This window comes from Tateyamaria sp. GN1-10 (genome assembly GCF_055693845.1).
Map to the genome: position 1 here is coordinate 528,873 of NZ_JBVFUR010000004.1, position 16,689 is coordinate 545,561.

The 16,689-nt window shown below is 57.9% G+C and carries 7 protein-coding genes and 1 pseudogene; 5 read left to right on the forward strand and 3 right to left on the reverse strand.

All coding sequences use genetic code 11. The features are described from left to right. Positions 1-144: 144 nt before the first annotated feature. The gene (locus ACZ1HN_RS04510) at positions 145-981 is read right to left on the reverse strand and encodes a 2OG-Fe(II) oxygenase (RefSeq protein ID WP_472726628.1); all 837 of its coding nucleotides are present in this window, start codon (positions 979-981) and stop codon (positions 145-147) included. Positions 982-1,189: 208 nt separating this feature from the next. On the opposite strand from ACZ1HN_RS04510, the gene ACZ1HN_RS04515 reads away from it, so the two are divergent. Next, the gene (locus ACZ1HN_RS04515) at positions 1,190-2,113 is read left to right on the forward strand and encodes a glycosyltransferase family 2 protein (protein ID WP_472726629.1); all 924 of its coding nucleotides are present in this window, start codon (positions 1,190-1,192) and stop codon (positions 2,111-2,113) included. Positions 2,114-2,329: 216 nt separating this feature from the next. Here the strand turns inward: ACZ1HN_RS04515 and ACZ1HN_RS04520 are convergent, their stop codons facing one another. Then, the gene (locus ACZ1HN_RS04520) at positions 2,330-3,301 is read right to left on the reverse strand and encodes a glycosyltransferase family 2 protein (RefSeq protein WP_472726630.1); all 972 of its coding nucleotides are present in this window, start codon (positions 3,299-3,301) and stop codon (positions 2,330-2,332) included. Continuing rightward, positions 3,298-4,566, reverse strand: a complete 1,269-nt coding sequence (locus ACZ1HN_RS04525) for a hypothetical protein (RefSeq protein WP_472726631.1) — start codon at positions 4,564-4,566, stop codon at positions 3,298-3,300. The genes ACZ1HN_RS04520 and ACZ1HN_RS04525 overlap by 4 nt, the downstream gene beginning before the upstream one ends. Before the next feature lie 572 nt (positions 4,567-5,138). Between ACZ1HN_RS04525 and ACZ1HN_RS04530 the strand changes: the two genes are divergently transcribed. The 4 genes and pseudogenes from ACZ1HN_RS04530 to ACZ1HN_RS04545 all read left to right on the forward strand — a co-directional run bounded on the left by ACZ1HN_RS04530 (position 5,139) and on the right by ACZ1HN_RS04545 (position 16,677). Then, positions 5,139-6,977 (forward strand): hypothetical protein, encoded by a 1,839-nt coding sequence (locus tag ACZ1HN_RS04530; protein WP_472726632.1) that lies wholly within the window; start codon positions 5,139-5,141, stop codon positions 6,975-6,977. Then, entirely contained in the window at positions 6,947-8,989 is a 2,043-nt protein-coding gene (locus tag ACZ1HN_RS04535; RefSeq protein WP_472726633.1) for a hypothetical protein, read from the forward strand. Before ACZ1HN_RS04530 ends, ACZ1HN_RS04535 begins: the two co-directional genes overlap by 31 nt. 240 nt (positions 8,990-9,229) lie before the next feature. Further along, positions 9,230-15,673 (forward strand): annotated as a pseudogene (locus ACZ1HN_RS04540) (type I polyketide synthase). Continuing rightward, positions 15,670-16,677, forward strand: a complete 1,008-nt coding sequence (locus ACZ1HN_RS04545; protein ID WP_472726634.1) for a glycosyltransferase family 2 protein — start codon at positions 15,670-15,672, stop codon at positions 16,675-16,677. The pseudogene ACZ1HN_RS04540 and the gene ACZ1HN_RS04545 overlap by 4 nt, the downstream one beginning before the upstream one ends. Positions 16,678-16,689: the final 12 nt, after the last annotated feature.

A 16,689-nucleotide genomic window follows, 5' to 3' on the forward strand; every position in this document is an offset into this window, starting at 1 on the left:
AAATCCAATCAAGACCCATCATATACCCAACTGCCAATTGGGGGCGACCGTGCCTGCTCAGCAGAGGTTTTGTCCCAACTTTGGGGCCATCTTACACAGTTTCTTCAAAGCCCAAGGTCTTCTGTCTGCGGGCAAGGAAGGGACTTAGAATCCAATGCGGCTCAGCGGTCCGGCCAGTTTGCGATACACGATAGGTGGCAGGATATCCTGCATCAGCGCTCGGCGCGCAACAAGCCTGTCAGCTTTGTCTTTGGAGCCGGGGCGAGGCTTGAAGAGCGTGGTGTGCTCCTTGCGTGTCGCATCCCATGTGGCGGTGTAGTAGTACAACGCAATGGATTGGCGCGCTTCGCCCTCGGGGTGGTTTACGGGTTCGGGATTGCCGTGGAATGTGTCGGACCCGGTCGAGAAACAGACCATCCGATTGAATTTCGGCACAAAGCTATTCATTTTGCGGGTCATTTCCTTGTCCCACACTTCGAACGAGCCGCCGTATTCCTCTTTCCAGTCCCTGTTGAGGTAGATCAGCACATTCAGTCGCCGCTCTACCTGCATCGGTCCGTGGAGGTTGAAATCGGCATGGATGTCCAGATGCCCACCATTGAGTGTTTTGTGAATACCTGCACCCATGAAATAAGGGTCTGGGATAAGCCCCTTGATACCAGTCATCTGTTCCAGAAACAGGATGAATGGGCGCGAGTTGAATGCATAGAACAGGTTTTTTGTGTAAGCTGGCAGACGCTCAGGAATATATGAGAACTTCAGGTTCTCCTGTGCGCGGCTGTACCCTTCTTCTGGTGGCGGGAGAGTTTCGAGTTCGTTGAGCACGTTCTCAAGAAGTGCTTCCGGCAAGAAGTTGTCGATGCAGGCGTGGTGATAGGGTTCTGCAGCCTGATAAATCTCTGCCTTGGCGGCGCCGGCGGCCTTTGCCGTATCGTTGTCGATCAAAAGTGTGTCGGGGTCGATGTTATAGTAAGCGGTCATCGGTCCTGAGTTCCCTGGAAAAGCTATTCTGTTAAAAAATGGACGTTATCGGACCCACCTATATCTTAGTGCGCTATCATTGTTGAGACATTTCGCAGGACACACTGGCGAAAAAGAGCTCCCGTTGCCAGTCAGCAACCCTTGCAGGGACAGGTATGAACGGGCAAGAACGCAGCCATAGATTAAATGATTTTGGGACCGATGAACCATGGTTGATCCTCGCGCTTACGTGTTGATTTCCCCATGTCGAAATGAGGCGGAGTACATGTGCCGCACGCTGGACAGCGTGGTGGCACAGACTGTCAGGCCAACCTTGTGGGTGATTGTGGACGACGGATCTTCTGATGCGACGCCGCAGATTCTCGCGGATTATGCTGCGCGTCATGATTGGATTCGAGTGGTGCCAAAGCCCGATCGTGGCCAGCGTGCCGTCGGCCCAGGGGTAATAGAAGCATTTTACTACGGCTACGACACGATCAATCCGCCCGACTTCTCTTACCTTTGCAAACTGGATTTGGATCTGGATTTACCCCAAGGGTATTTCGAAGGTCTCATGGAGCGAATGGAAGCAGATCCGCGTATCGCCTCCTGTTCCGGCAAGGCCTATTTCGAGGATGAAAAGGGTAACATGGTGTCCGAGAACATATCGGATGACATGTCCCTCGGGATGACCAAGTTTTACCGCGTTTCTGCATTCGAGGCTCTTGGCGGTTTTGTGCGTGAGGTGATGTGGGACGGGATCGACTGCCATAAGGCGCGGATGATGGGCTGGAAAGCGGTCAGTTGGGATGTGCCCGAATTGCGCTTTAACCACCTGCGCCCCATGGGTTCGAGCCAGGCAGGCATCTTTACCGGTCGACGCCGGCATGGGTTCGGGCAGTATTACATGGGTACGGGCCCCCTTTTTCTGACTGCGTCAGCCGTGAACAAGATGCGCCAAAAGCCCTATGTTCTTGGGGGGCTTGCAATTATCCAAGGTTATCTGGCTGCGTTGTTGCGCGGGGCGGAGCGCCACGGCGATCAAGAATTGCGTGCCTTCATCCGACGCTATCAGATGCGCGCTTTGATGATCGGCAAGACACGTGCAGTGGCCGAGATAGAAAAGGAACGTGCGGCGCTTTGGCCGGGGTAGGTTCGCGTTCTGCCCAGTCTGTAATTCGGCTCTGACCTTTTGCAAGACGAAGATGCGTTTGTATCCGCCTCGACGCCGGCGGAGACATAGCGGTCATTTTCTTGACGCCTCGTTTGGAAATCATGCAGCTCTGATTATCGTAGTGAGGGGGCTAAGGCGTTGTTGGGTTCAATCGCAATGTTGGATCAGTGACTATTGGCCGACCGCCATTGAGCCTCATTTGTACTCGATTAAGCCTCGGGGGCGGCGGATCAAGCGTCGAGTGTGGTATTCCAGCACGCCCAATGCTTCGGGAAATTTCCCTGAGCTCAGCAGAAAGGCGCGCTCCCATGCCTCGGTTGTCCCGCCTTCGCGCAGCCCGAAGCGGATGGCGCGCGCGGGATAGACGCCAAAGAACAACAGGCCAGTTGGACCGATCACGAGGGCCAGAGCAAAGATCGACAGCGGTACACCAAATCCCCAGATCAAAGCCTTACGCGTTTCCGGGACGCCATGCCGCTCGGGGCGCGCACCGTGCAAGGCTGCGCCCTCGGCCCAAGCATGGCCAGCCCGTCGTGCGCGTGACCAGAACTGGCCAAACCGCGTCATTGCCGCATCATGTAACGTCATTTCGTGATCAATGCGTTGTATTGTCCAGCCAGCGGCCCGAAGACGAACGCACATTTCCGGCTCTTCACCGGCTATGAGGCCAGGATTGTAGCCCTTAACGGCATCGAGGGCATCCATGCGCATCAGCGCATCGCCGCCGCAAGACCGCACCTGTCCCACGGGTACATCCCATTCCCAGTCGCAGAACCGGTTGTACATCGTCGCGTCGGGAAAGCGTTCGCGGCGGCGGCCGAAAACCACGCCGAGGCTTGGATCCTTATTGAGTGCAGCGGTGGCGGATGCGAGCCATCCTGGCTGCAACTCACAATCGCCGTCCATGAATTGAACGAAGGTTGGTCGCGATCCACTGTTGCGTACACGGTCAAGTCCGGCGTTGCGTGCACGCGCGGCCGTGAAGGGGCGCGACATGTCGAGTGAGACCACTTCGGCGCCAACCGTGCTGGCAGCCTCTTGAGATCCGTCCGTCGAGCCGCTGTCGACATAGATCACGCGCTCGACCCCTTGCACCGAAGCCAAACCTCGGACCAGCCGTTCGCCTTCATTGCGCCCAATGATGATGGCGGCGATCGTTTGGGTCATGTGCGCCGCTCCACCCGTTTGCGCTGACGGGTGTAGATGCTGGCGGGGCCTGCAGGTTGTCCCGGGTCAGCTTGCGTTGCCGGGCGCCGCATCCCAAAACGCAACGGCGGTGCCTCGCTTGTTTGTTCCTCTGTATCGCTGATACGCCCCATTTCCAGACGTCCCCAAAGCGCGCCAGCCAACAGCCATTTGTCGGGCGTCATGCCAGAATTGGGAATGAGATCGATCATCCCGGCGGTCAACGCCAGTGCTATGAAGGCACTTTCCATCCCGATGCCATCACGCCGTGCGCGGAACCAGATTAAAAGAGCAGGTAGGCCCAGCAGGCCAAATTTAGAAAGATACCCGATCCAGCCACTTTCACCCATGACGATGATCCACTCACCGTCTGCTACGGTATCCTGGTCGGTCAACATCCAGCGTCCATAACCACCCCAACCAAAGAGCCGCCGTTCTTCGACCCGTTGCAGCAGCAATTCCTCGAAGTGGAAACGGAACCCAAGCGATGCAGCCCGTTCCGGATCAATAGCGGTGGCCTGAGCCAGCAGCCAATCCACCGGAACGATATGGGCGCCGCGTGCAATGGGATAGCTGAGCGCGATCAACCCGATCACTGCCGCGGCCAGTAGTTGTAGCCGCATTGGTAAGAAAAGCACGAGCGGAACAAGTAGAACTGCAATGACCAGAGCCCCGAGAGACTTGCTGAAAACCAAGATCACAAAGAGCATACATCCGGCCGCCAGAAACTTGGCGCGCGCCGCTCCCGTGTTGAGACGGGCGAGCCCGAACGTAGCGATCACCGCGACAACAAGAAAGATGCTGAGGTAAAGCCCGTGATGCATGAAAACCACCGGGCGATATCCGTCGCCACGCAGGTGTTGCAGCCAGGAATGCGGAAAGAAGCCGTAGACCATGTTGTTGAGCTGTGGCGACATGCGAAGCTCGAACAGGATCAGTGGTGTGTAAATCAGGCCTGCAATGCAAAATCCCAAGAGCAGCATTCGATGCATTCTCGGGTGGGCAAGGAACTTGCGTGCGAGCAACAAGGGCAGGATTGTGTAAATCGCCCCTAGAATGATGGCCCCGGCATCGTAAATACGCAGACCTGGCCGAAACTGCCCATTGGAAAAGAAGGCGTCGGGATTCGTTAGAACCGTGAGAATGGATCCGATGATAAAGACACTGATCAGACCGATCACCAGCATTTGTTTTGGAAACCAGCCGGTCAGCACAGTGATGTCCTGCGGCTGACGAGATTGACTCAAGGCGCAAAACAGCAAAGCGCACAAAACCGGTATTGTAAGTTTATCCAATGCACCGGCAGCTGGCAGGTCGATCCCGCCCTGTTCCGGTAAAAACAGATAGCCGCCGAGCACACAGAAAATCAGGACAAATGCAGGTCCTCGTCCGCGTGTGGCTGCCCAAACGACCAGAGGCCAGCCGAGCAAGGCTGCGACCGGAGGTATCACGATTTGTTATCCATTGGTTTTCAATTTCATGTCTGCCTCTGGCAGTCGCGAGTCTAATGATCGCATTGTATGCCACGGTTCTCTTTGAAAATTAAGCACAAACCACGGCGATAAAATGGCGCTGGTTATCAGGCCACACGCGGTGTTCGCAGGCAACGAACGCTGCCTTTACTGGCTTGAAAAGTGTTGGAGCAATTCTCTGGTTTGACGCGAATTTCGCTGTGCCTGTGGCCCCTGTTGGATGGGTCTCAGGCCGGTGGCGCGATGTTTTAAGCTCATGAGGAATCTTTGCCCATGCCTGACATTTTGACATTTGATTGGAACGCGCTTGAACGTGCGATGTCCTACCCGTTGAAGGCAGTGTTCGGATGAGTGCCGGGGCAAATACATCCGGCCTGCGTGCCACCGCCAATGGCCAGATGGTACAGGATCTGGCCATTAGGTCCGAGATCGACAACATGGTTCCATTGCCGGTTAACATGGATCGGATGACTATACAGGTGGAGGCACCCGCGCAATACGCTGGTCAGTACACAACTCAATCCAACGTGTTGGATACCCGCCCCACGCGTCTTGTGCGTCCGCAAATTGCCTATGACGAGGAAGCGGGTGCGCTTCATATGGTGGCACCTGGGCTTTGGGCTCACGATGATAGAATTGCTCCTCCCAACCTCACCTACCGGTGGCGACGAGACGGGAAGGGCATCAGCGGTGCTGTGGATACAACCTACGTCTTGCAGCCCGAGGATTATGGCCGCCCCATTCAATTGCGTGAGCGTGGCACAGACGCCAACGGTCGTCGCGCCCACCTGTCAGTGGCAATCACCGTGCCCCCACCGTCCCCGTTCGAGGTTGTGCTTGAAGCCGATGGCACGTTGCGTATTGACGGCAATGACGGTCGTGCCTTTGAGGTGGAGCAGGCGAGCGACTATGCAGGGCGCTACAGCGTTTCTCCGGCAGCACTTGTAGCAGGCCCGGTTGTGTTGGTGCCGCCGCAGCTTGCGGTGCCTGCGACTGCGGCGCCAGGCGAAGCCTTGGCCATCACGCCTGCACTGTTTGCTTACGACCCGGAGCTGGGAGAGCCGGTGATCCGATACTCGGCTGGAGTGGATGCAAGTGACCCGGCCAACCCGGTCTATGTTGTGCAAACTGGGGATCAGGGCGAAGCTGTCACGATCACTGCGACGGCGGTTCAAGGGACCTTTGCCGCGGACAGTGTGTCGAATGGTGTGAGCATTCCCGCTGCGCCGCCCCCGCCGGATCGGTTCGAGGTTGTGCTTGAAGCCGATGGTACGTTGCGCATTGACGGCAATGACGGTCGTGCCTTTGAGGTGGAGCAGGCGAGCGATGCCTATGTGGGGAGCTACAGGGTGTTGCCCAGTGAGCTTGAGGCTGGCCCCGTTGCGCTGGTGCCACCGCAGCTAGTGGTGCCTGACAGTGCTTTGCCGGGTGATGCCTTAGCCATCACGCCAGCGTTGTTTGCCTATGACCCAGACCTGGGAGAACCGGTGATCCGGTATTCAGCCGGGGTGGATGCAAGCGACCCAATCAGCCCATTCTACGTCATACAAGCTGGCGATCAGGGCGCAGCCGTCGTGATCACCGCGACGGCGGTTCAAGGTGCCCTTGCTACGAACAGTGTTTCGAACAGTGTGAACATCCCTGCCGCACCACCCGCTCCGGACTTGTTCGAAATTGTGCTTGAAGCCGACGGCACGTTGCGCATCGACGGCAATGACGGTCGCACCTTTCAAGTAGAGCAAGCCAGCGAAGCTTACGCCGGGACCTACAGGGTCTCTCCGGCGGAGCTAGAGGCAGGCCCTGTCGCGCTTGTACCGCCGCAGCTGGAGGTTCCCGCTGCTGCTGTGCCGGGTGATGTTTTAAACATCACGCCAGCATTGTTTGCCTACGACCCTGACCTGGGAGTGCCAGTGATCCGGTATTCAGCCGGGGTGGATGCAAGTGACCCAGACGCCCCCGTCTATGTCATCCAGTCGGGTGAGCAGGGCACAAACTTCAGCGTTGCCGTAACGGCTTCGCAGGGGGGCTCGATACCGCAAGTCGCTCAAACGAGATCACGGTGCCCTAAGCGGGACCGACCCCTTTGGCTTTCTTGCACAATCCAAAAACAGATAGGAGTATTCCAATGCCATCCGTATGCTTTAAAGGATTTCCGATGGGCAGTGTCGTGTCCATTGATGGCGTGATGACAACATCATGGGGCCGAATGTCAGAAGGTGATTCAGTTTGGGACTTGGAGCCAACGCCGGGCGTTTCCGTGGAGATTAACGCTCGCCGCAGTAACCTGCAGGCAGCGCCCGAGGCTTTCCAGTTCGATCTGACGCTTTCCGGTTTCGACACAAATACGCTGAGCGATGATGCGGCCTATGATCCAAGTTATCATGACAAGTGTGTGTTTTGGGATTATGGCGACAGCTATCAATTCACGGCGCCCGAGCAGGTACAGCGCGGCAATCTTGACAGCCGTTGGAGTCGTGGGCCGCTGGGCGCGCACACATATCGCGATGCGGGTGAGTTCGTTGTACGAGTTGCTGTTATTGAACCGTCGTCGGGCAATGTAGGTTTTGGCATTTTTCGGATTGGCGGCACGTCGTCCGACACACCGCGCATTCGATCTGCGTCCGAGGTGTTTGAGGGCGCAGCCACGATGTTCGTCGATACCAATGGTGCGGCCGGTGGTTATCCCAATGCGCCCGCAGGAGCGGTGCGTTACGATAATGTCCAAGCGGCGATTGAGCAGATGCCCGGCGGCGCAGGCCCACGCCGTGTGATTTTGGAGCGTGGGCAGAACCACGTCATTACCGCGGCCCGCAACTTGGCGCTTTATAGCACCCCAAATAGCCCAACCAGCTTCCGCATTGAGGCCAACGCCGGTTCTGGAGCCAAGCCGATCCTATCGCTGGACAGCGGCCGCTTTGGAAACGGTTCCTTGTTGTTCAACGATGCATTGCGTGCTGGAACGGCGCGCAATGCGGAAGCTGACATTGTTTTTTCCGGTCTCGATTGCCGTGGATTGTGGGACAGCACCAGAGAGTCGGGCGCAGCGGTGACGTTTGCGTTGGCCGCAGGGGCGGGTTCCAGCTACACACTTTATGATGGTTGTGAGTTCTCGGGCTGGGCGATTGCCTATCAATCGGCCAACAGCGACCGGGAAACGATGTACACGATCAACGACACAGCGATTTCCGATTGGCAGGAATACGCGGTCTTTGACAGTTCCACACAAGTCTCAAGCGCCTATACCGGCGCGCGGCTGATGCAGCATGTCGATGCTTTGGGCGGTGGACCAAGGGTCTCGCCTCCGCGGCACAATACTCAAGGTCCTGTCCGTTTCGGTGGTCCGAAGCGTGCTCATATTTGGGCAAGCGACGTGTTCTCGCGCAATGGCTGGTTCAGCCAAGGCTCTGTTTACGGTGTACAGCCGTGCATTCGGTTTGCAGACAGTGCATCGCGCGCCGGTGCACGACTTAACCTCGGGGCCAGCGTGTTGGAAAGTGCTGGACCGGTTGTGACCATGGCCAATGGCGATGGAAACAATCCGGATACTCATGTGAACGCCATGATCGACGGAAACATTCTGCTGGGCGGTTTCATGTCCACAGATTTGGCTGTCGTTTCATATGGTGGCAGTACCTGGCGCAACAACTTCCTGATCCAACCGGATGTGCAGCGTAACAACAGATCCATCGGTGGTTTCGGGATAAATGCCAACGTTATGTTTGTATTCCGTGATTCCGGAGCAGGGATTGCCGCAGGCAACCTGACAACGCCCAGCCTCGTCTACAACAATACGATGGTGAATTTACTGTCTGGTGGCAATCTGTTTGGAGGCACCGGGGAAACCCGAGCGCTGATCAACGAGAACGGTTTCACGATCACCTACGAAAACAATCTCTTGCACGAGCCGAACAGGAATGTGCCGCGGACCCTTTATGGTGCGGTCAATGTTTCGCCTCCGGATGGCACAATGACACCCGTCTTTGCATTCACACCCCGTTACAATGGATATCGCGACTTCGACAGCGTTACGACTTTGGACACGACATTTGCAACGCCAGCAGATAGTGGGCGCATCTGGGTTCCGCAGGTCGGATCCCCAGCGCTTGGAGCGGCCATGGCTGAACCTAACTCAATGATTTCTTTTGCTGGGACACGCCGTCCCGAACTGCCATCGATTGGTGCGGCGGAAATCGAATAGGCCAGAACATTCATGCCTAGGTAGAAAACTCAGAGGGCTCGCAAGAAACGGCGGGCCCTTCGGCTTTCAGAAACGCTCAGATTAGACATTTTTCCAACATCTGCCACACTCGTGCCGCATATCCAGTATTATTGGCTGGCTTCACCGCTTACCCTACTGGTATACCGATATTTATTTACGGCCCAGGGCGTTCTATGCTGGGCAAGGCATTTTGAATTTTTGTTAGGCAGGTGGATTTCAATGAGCCGTGCTGCACCCGATATCTCTGAAACGGATATTGCCATCGTGGGGCTTGCCGCGCATTTGCCGGGAGCAGACGGGGCAGAAGCCTATTGGGAAAACCTGCGCCAGGGCATTGAGTCGATCCGTCGCTATACGCGAGACGAGCTCGTGGATGCAGGCGAGGCGCCGCATCTGATCGAACGGCCCGACTACGTGCCCGCTGCAGCACCTCTCGACAACTTCGAAACCTTTGACGCGGATTTCTTTGGTTTGTCCCCCAAGGAAGCGGCGATCATGGATCCCCAGCATCGCCAATTTCTCGAGGTTGCATGGGAGGCACTTGAGAATGCGGGACACCCGCCGGCTAAGTCCAAGGGGTCCATCGGAGTATACGCTGGCTGCGGCATGGGCAGCTATTTCTATTTCAACATCTGTTCCAACCGCGATCTGGTGGACGACGTGGGCATGTTCCTTTTGCGTCATACCGGCAATGACAAGGATTTTCTGGCCACTCGCGTCAGCCACATCTTCGACATGACCGGTCCCAGCGTGAATGTGCAGACTGCCTGTTCGACATCTTTGGTGGCGACGCATTACGCAACGCAGGCGCTGCTGAACGATGATTGCGACATGGCCATCGCGGGTGGTGTCACGATCGAACTGCCGCAGCATCGCGGTTACCTTTACAAGGAAGGCGAAGTCCTATCCCCCGACGGTCATTGCCACGCCTTTGATCATCGCGCACAAGGTACGGTTTTTGGGTCAGGCGCTGGGGCAGTGGTGTTGCGGCGACTGAGCGATGCGATACGAGACGGTGATCACATTTACGCGGTGATCAAAGGGTCGGCCATTAACAATGATGGCGCCGCCAAGGCCGGTTACTTGGCCCCTTCAGTGGATGGTCAGGCCGAAGCCATCGCCGAGGCGCACCTGATGTCTGGTGTGACCGCGGACACGATTGACTATGTGGAATGCCATGGAACCGGCACTTATCTGGGCGATCCAATCGAGGTAGCCGCCCTGTCGCAAGCCTTCGAAGAGACAACGGACGAAAAAGGCTTTTGTCGCATCGGGTCGGTCAAGACGAATATTGGTCACCTCGATACTGCAGCTGGTGTGGCTAGCCTGATCAAGGCGTCGCTGTCGCTGCATCACAAACAGATTCCGCCGTCACTCGGATATGAAAGGCCGAACCCTGCTATTGATTTTGAACACTCCCCCTTCCGGGTCAATGACACGCTAAGCGATTGGGTCAGTCACAAGGGCCCGCGTCGAGCCGGGGTCAACTCTCTGGGGGTGGGTGGCACCAATGCGCATGTCGTGCTTGAGGAAGCGCCAGAACGTGCGGCGTCTGAGCCATCGGACTGGCCGTTCCAGATGCTGCTTTTGTCGGCGCGGTCCAAGGCCGCACTCGACGGCAATGCGGCCAACCTCGCGGCACATTTGCGGTCCCATCCAGAGCAGGATCTGGCTGACGTTGCCTGGACTTTGAAAGAAGGGCGCCACGCCTTCGAACGGCGCCGCGTCGTGGTGGCTGAGACTCATGAGGAGGCGGCAGAAACGTTGTTGGATGGAGACCCCCGCAAGGTCTTTACCCATACGGCGTTGGACCGGCCTGACACTGTGTTCATGTTCCCCGGCGGAGGCGCGCAATATGCCGGTATGGCCGGTGATCTCTACGAGACCGAACCTGTCTTTGCCGAATGGATGGACAAGGGCCTCGAAATCCTCGCGCCGAAGTTGGACTATGATATTCGCGCGCTCTGGTTGCCGGAAAAGGGACAGGAAGCAGACGCAGACGCAAGGCTGACGCAACCCTCGGTTCAGCTTCCACTCATCATGATCTGCGAATATGCGCTGGCCCAACTTTGGATGAGTTGGGGTGTTCAGCCAGCGGCCCTGGTGGGCCACTCCATGGGTGAAAACACCGCTGCATGCGTGGCAGGTGTCATGCGTTTTGAGGACTGCATCGGTCTTGTGCACCTGCGTGGCCGTTTGTTCGATACCGTGCCGGCTGGTGGCATGCTGTCGGTGGCGTTGCCTGCCGATGCGCTACGTCCTCTTTTGGGAGACGATCTGGACCTTGGCGCTGTGAATGCGCCGAACCTATCGGTGGCTACCGGACCCCAAGCGGCGCTGGACGTGTTGCAAGAGGCGTTGACTGCGCGCGACGTGGATTGTCAGCGAGATCCCGATCGACATCGCTGCGCATTCGCGCATGCTCGAGCCGATTTTGAAGGAGTTTGGCGATTATCTGCGGTCCATGCCACTGAGTGTGCCGCAGATTCCCTTTACCTCGAACCGCTCGGGCCAGATGATCACTGATGCAGAAGCAACCGATCCCGAACACTGGGTGGGGCATCTGCGCGGCACTGTGCACTTTGCCGATTGCGTTGGCACTTTAGCCGAAAAGAACCGCATCTTTATTGAGGTGGGTCCGGGCAAAGCGCTGTCGTCGCTGGCTGGACAACACCCGAGTGTCGACGTCAATCAGGTGATTGGTTCGTTGCGCCACTCTGCCGACACCACATCCGATGACGCCTACTTCATGGCGATGCTGGGCCGGGTCTGGGCGCTTGGCGGTGACATTGACTGGGCGCAGGTTTGGGGAGAGGCCCGGCGTGTCAAACTGCCCTTGCCAACCTACGCTTTCCAGCGCGCGCCCTATTACATCGAACCCGCGCTGCCACAGACTGAAACCGCCAATACCTGGTTGATGCGCAACGACGATCCGGACAGCTGGGGGTGGAAACCGTCGTGGCGTCCCGACTACGCCCCTTGCGATGTGGACGTGACGGGCGACTTGTCCGACGTGCCGCCGCAGCGATGGCTGGTGTTTGCGGATGAGGCCGGGTTGTGCGACCGGGTCACGGATCGGTTGCGGACGGCGGGCCACGAGATCGTGACGGTGCGCGCAGGCGACACTTTCGCGCGGGTGGGTGAAGACGGATACATCCTGTCGCCGGAACGCGGGCGCGACAGCTATGACGCTTTGGTCCGGGATCTTGTTGCTCGGACGTTCCTGCCTGATCGGGTGCTGCATGGTTGGCTGGCAACCACCCGAGAGACCTTTCGACCGGGGTCGAGTTTTTCCATCGCAATCTGGAGCAAGGCTTCTTCAGTCTGCTGTTTCTTGCGCAGGCTATGGGCGACGAGGGGTGGAGCCAGCCCCTACATATGGATGTGTTGAGCTCAGGTGCTGTGCAAGTGGCGAGTGAAGCGCTGAGCTACCCTGAAAAGGCAACGCTCAGCGGCCCGGCACGGGTCATGCCACGCGAATTCCCGCAAATCTCAGTGGCCTCGCTGGATCTGGACTTGCCGCAGGTCAAGGGACGTGCGCAAGCGGACATTGAGGCCTTTGTTCAACCTGTTCTCGAAGAAATCCTGTCACCGGCTGACAACCGCATGGCTGCGGTGCGCAGTGCCAAACGCTACTCCATGTCTTGGCGGCCGCAGGTTCTGGCTACACGTGACGCGGGTTTGGATCGACTGACCAAAGGTGGCGTGGTTCTGGTAACTGGCGGTTTTGGCGGGATCGGTCTTACGCTGGCGCAGGAGCTGATCGAAACCGTGGGCGCACGCATCGTTCTGGTGTCTCGAGGCGGCCTGCCGCCGCGCAAGGACTGGGAAAAGGTGCTGGCCAACACTGCGCCGGGTGATGTATTGCCCCGCCGCATCCGTGCCGTTCAGGATCTTGAGGCGACCGGTGGCGACGTTCTGTGTCTTGCGTCCGATGTCTCCAATGTCGAGGACATGACCGCGTTACGCGCCGAAGTCGAGGCGAAGATGGGGCCGGTCTCTGGCATCATCCATGCCGCAGGTGTGATTGAGGATGGGCTGATCCAGACAAAGACTATGACCGAGGTCGAAGATGTCTTTGCTCCCAAGTTGCACGGCACACGGGTGATCGAAGAGGTTTTCCCCGACGGTGATGTCGACTGGATGGTCCTGTTTTCCTCAAGTTCCACCGCGACAGCACCGGCTGGTCAGGTCGATTATGTCGCTGCGAACGAATATCTTAACGCTTATGCCAAGGCCCGTGCGGGTGGCAAAACGCGGGTTCAAGCTATCGGTTGGGGTATTTGGGCCGACACAGGCATGGCTGCCGATGCGATGGCGGCCCGCACTGGTGCAGGGGCCGAGGCACCCGTGCTGCCTGCGGACGTGCCACTTCTGGATCAAAAGACATTTGATCGGGCCGGGCACCGGATATTCACCGCTGAATACAGTGTGCATGATCGCTGGGTGTTGGGTGATCACCGGACTGGGGCAGGGGATGCCTTGATGCCCGGCACGGGCTATCTTGATCTGGCAGCACAAGCCCTGCGGGCCCAAGGCGAAACCGCCGCTTTCGAAATTCGGGACCTTTATTTCCTGCGCCCGCTTGCTGTTGGGGATGCGGAGACTCGCGCGGTCACCCTGCGCTTGCCGCGCAGTGACACAGGCTATGACATGACGGTGGAAAGCGGTCCCGAAGGTGCTTCGGAGATGAACGCGCAGGCGCATTTGTCCCTCTTGCCAATGCGGGCTCCGGCTCCGCTTGATGTTGCTGCAATTGCCGCCCGCTGTGCGACGCCGGTGCGTGCGCCCGAAGGCGGCGCGCTCAAAGGTGCCCAAGAGGCGCATCTGCAATTCGGCGATCGCTGGCGCGTATTGCAATCCACGGCCTTGGGGGCTGGAGAAGGGCTCGCAGAACTGTCATTGCCAACAGTCGCACAAGACGATCCTGCCGCTGGCTATCGTTTGCATCCGGGCCTGATGGATCTGGCAACGGGTTGGGCCATGGATCTGATCGAAGGATACGATCCGATGGCCTATCTGTGGGTCCCCGTCTCCTATCGCTCGGTCAAGGTGTTCAGAGACTTGCCTGACCGTATCCTGTCCTGGGTGCGCAACGCAGGTGACAACAAGGCCACGGGTGAGATTGCCAACTTTGACGTGACTCTGGTCACGCCCGAAGGCGAGGTCTGTGTAGAGATCCAGGGCTTTTCCATCCGGCGGATGGAGACAAGTGTGGGTTTCGCCGCCACCGAAGATACGCCTGCAACAACGGCTGCAGCGGAGGTGGTTCAACCGCTCTCACCCGCCGAGGAACGTCTGCGCCACAACCTCGGACAGGGGATCCGCGCGGAGGAGGGGGCAATGTTGTTCCTTCGGGCTTTGGCCCTCAAAACGCCGCAAGTTGTCCTGTCATCGCTCGACATACCGGGCTTGATCGAACAAGCGGGTCAAGCTGACGACAGCGGCGCGGGCGGCGGACAAACCTTTGAACGACCGCAACTCGACAGTGAATACGTTGAACCAGAGGGGGCCATCGAAACCACCCTCGCTGGTTTCTGGGCCGAACTCTTAGGGGTTGATCAAATCGGGGCTGAGGACAGTTTCTTTGATCTTGGCGGCCACTCGCTGATTGCTGTAAGGCTGTTCGCCAAGATCCGCAAGACGTATTCCGTGGACTTTCCAATATCGGTCCTGTTCGAAGCACCGACTATCCGAAAGGTCGCAGCCCTGATCGCCGAGCGTGGGGGTGTTTCAGAAGACACCGAGTCCAGCAGCGACAAGGCGGCAGATGCCGAGGCACGGCCCGAGCGCCGCTTTACTCACCTCGTGCCGATGCATGCAGGCGAAGGGGGGCCGCGCACGCCGTTTTTCCTCGTGGCTGGCATGTTCGGCAATGTTCTTAACCTGCGTCACCTGGCGCATCTGCTGGGCTCGGACAGACCATTTTATGGCCTGCAGGCGCGTGGACTTTACGGCGACGAGGAACCCCACCGCACAATCGAAGCGGCAGCGGCAGACTACATTGCTGAGATGCGGCAAGTTCAGGAAAAGGGCCCTTACATGTTGGGCGGTTTCTCTGGTGGCGGCATTACTGCCTTCGAAATCGCGCGCCAATTGGAGGCGCAGGGCGAAGAGATCATTTCGGTGATCCTGCTCGATACACCGCTGCCTGTACGTCCACCCTTGTCACGGCGCGATAGGATCATGCTGAACTGGTTGAATCTGAAGGATGAAGGCGTCTCCTATGTCTCGACATGGGCCAAGAACCGTATTGCTTGGGAGTTGCAAAAGCGCCGTGGCCAAGGGGAAGAAGCGACCGAAGAGGGTCAGCAGTTCCATGACGTGGCCATCGAAGCAGCGTTCCTTGAAAGTGTAGGCAAGTATCAAGTGACGTCGTGGGACGGCCCGCTAACGCTGTTCCGTCCTCCCCTCATGGCGCGTTGGGAGGTGGCACCGGGGCGGCTGGTGGATAAGGACCGGCACTATATGTTCCCCGACAACGACTGGACGCGTTATGTGCCAGGCGTGACGGTTCACGAGGTGCCCGGGGATCATGATTCCATGGTTCTGGAGCCAAACGTGCGTGTTCTCGCGGCGCGTATGAAAAAGGTATTGGAGGCGGCCGAGACCGATTGGGCCACCGCGCCGACACCACCAAATTTCCGGGAGGCAGCGGAATGAATGCGTCCGGGCCTACGGTTCTAACCGTTCTTTTGAACTACAAGACTCCCGACATGACGATAAAGGCGGCAAACTCCGCTCTTGCCGCTATGGACGGTATCGCGGGTGGTCTGGTGATTGTCGACAACGACAGTCAGGACGGGTCATTCGAAAAATTATCGGCGCATATCGTAGGTCAAGGCTGGGGTGCCGAGGGCCGGGTCCGCGTGCTTCAGTCGGGCCGTAACGGTGGTTTTGGCGCGGGCAACAACGTAGGTATCCGAGCGCGCCTCGCGGATGGGTCAGCGCCTGACTACGTCTATATTCTCAATTCCGATGCCTTCCCGGCCTCTGATGCTATTCGCGTCCTTCTGGACCACTTGGAGGCCACGCCTGAAGCGGGTTTTGCGGGCAGCTATATTCACGGACCAGAGGGCGACACGCATCTAACCAGCTTCCGCTTTCCATCCGTCGCCAGCGAATTCGAAGGATCGATCCGTTTTGGTCCTGTGTCGCGACTTTTGAAGAACTATAAGGTACCAATCGAAACCCCGACCCAGACGCGAACCGTTGATTGGTTGGCTGGTGCGTCGATGATGATGCGGCAATCGGTGCTGGATCAGATCGGGCTTTTTGACGAAACCTTCTTTCTTTATTTTGAGGAAACAGACCTGTGTCTGCGGGCAGCGCGTGCGGGATACGCCACCGACTATGTGCCAGCCAGCAAGGTTGCGCATATAGGATCAGCCTCTACCGGTATGAAGACATGGCAACGCGTGCCGGACTATTGGTTTGACAGTAGGTGGTACTATTTCTCCAAAAGCCATGGGCGGGCTTATGCGGTTCTTGCGACGCTTTTGCATGTGCTGGGTGGTGCGCTGCATACACTGCGGTGTGCAGTAACAGGCAAGGCGCGCTCTACGGCACCCGGATTCCTGACGACGATGCTGCGCCATGATCTACGCGCGCTCTTTACTGCTCCAACACCGGCACGCATTCCAACCAAGTCACAGTCTCAAGCATAGGGTTTGGTCCAC

Bases quoted from the DNA above. Each gene is read 5' to 3' on its own strand.
- ACZ1HN_RS04510 (WP_472726628.1), bottom strand. From the start codon at position 981: ATGACCGCTTACTATAACATCGACCCCGACACACTTTTGATCGACAAC.
- ACZ1HN_RS04515 (WP_472726629.1), top strand. From the start codon at position 1,190: ATGGTTGATCCTCGCGCTTACGTGTTGATTTCCCCATGTCGAAATGAG.
- ACZ1HN_RS04520 (WP_472726630.1), bottom strand. From the start codon at position 3,301: ATGACCCAAACGATCGCCGCCATCATCATTGGGCGCAATGAAGGCGAA.
- ACZ1HN_RS04530 (WP_472726632.1), top strand. From the start codon at position 5,139: ATGAGTGCCGGGGCAAATACATCCGGCCTGCGTGCCACCGCCAATGGC.
- ACZ1HN_RS04535 (WP_472726633.1), top strand. From the start codon at position 6,947: ATGGGCAGTGTCGTGTCCATTGATGGCGTGATGACAACATCATGGGGC.
- ACZ1HN_RS04545 (WP_472726634.1), top strand. From the start codon at position 15,670: ATGAATGCGTCCGGGCCTACGGTTCTAACCGTTCTTTTGAACTACAAG.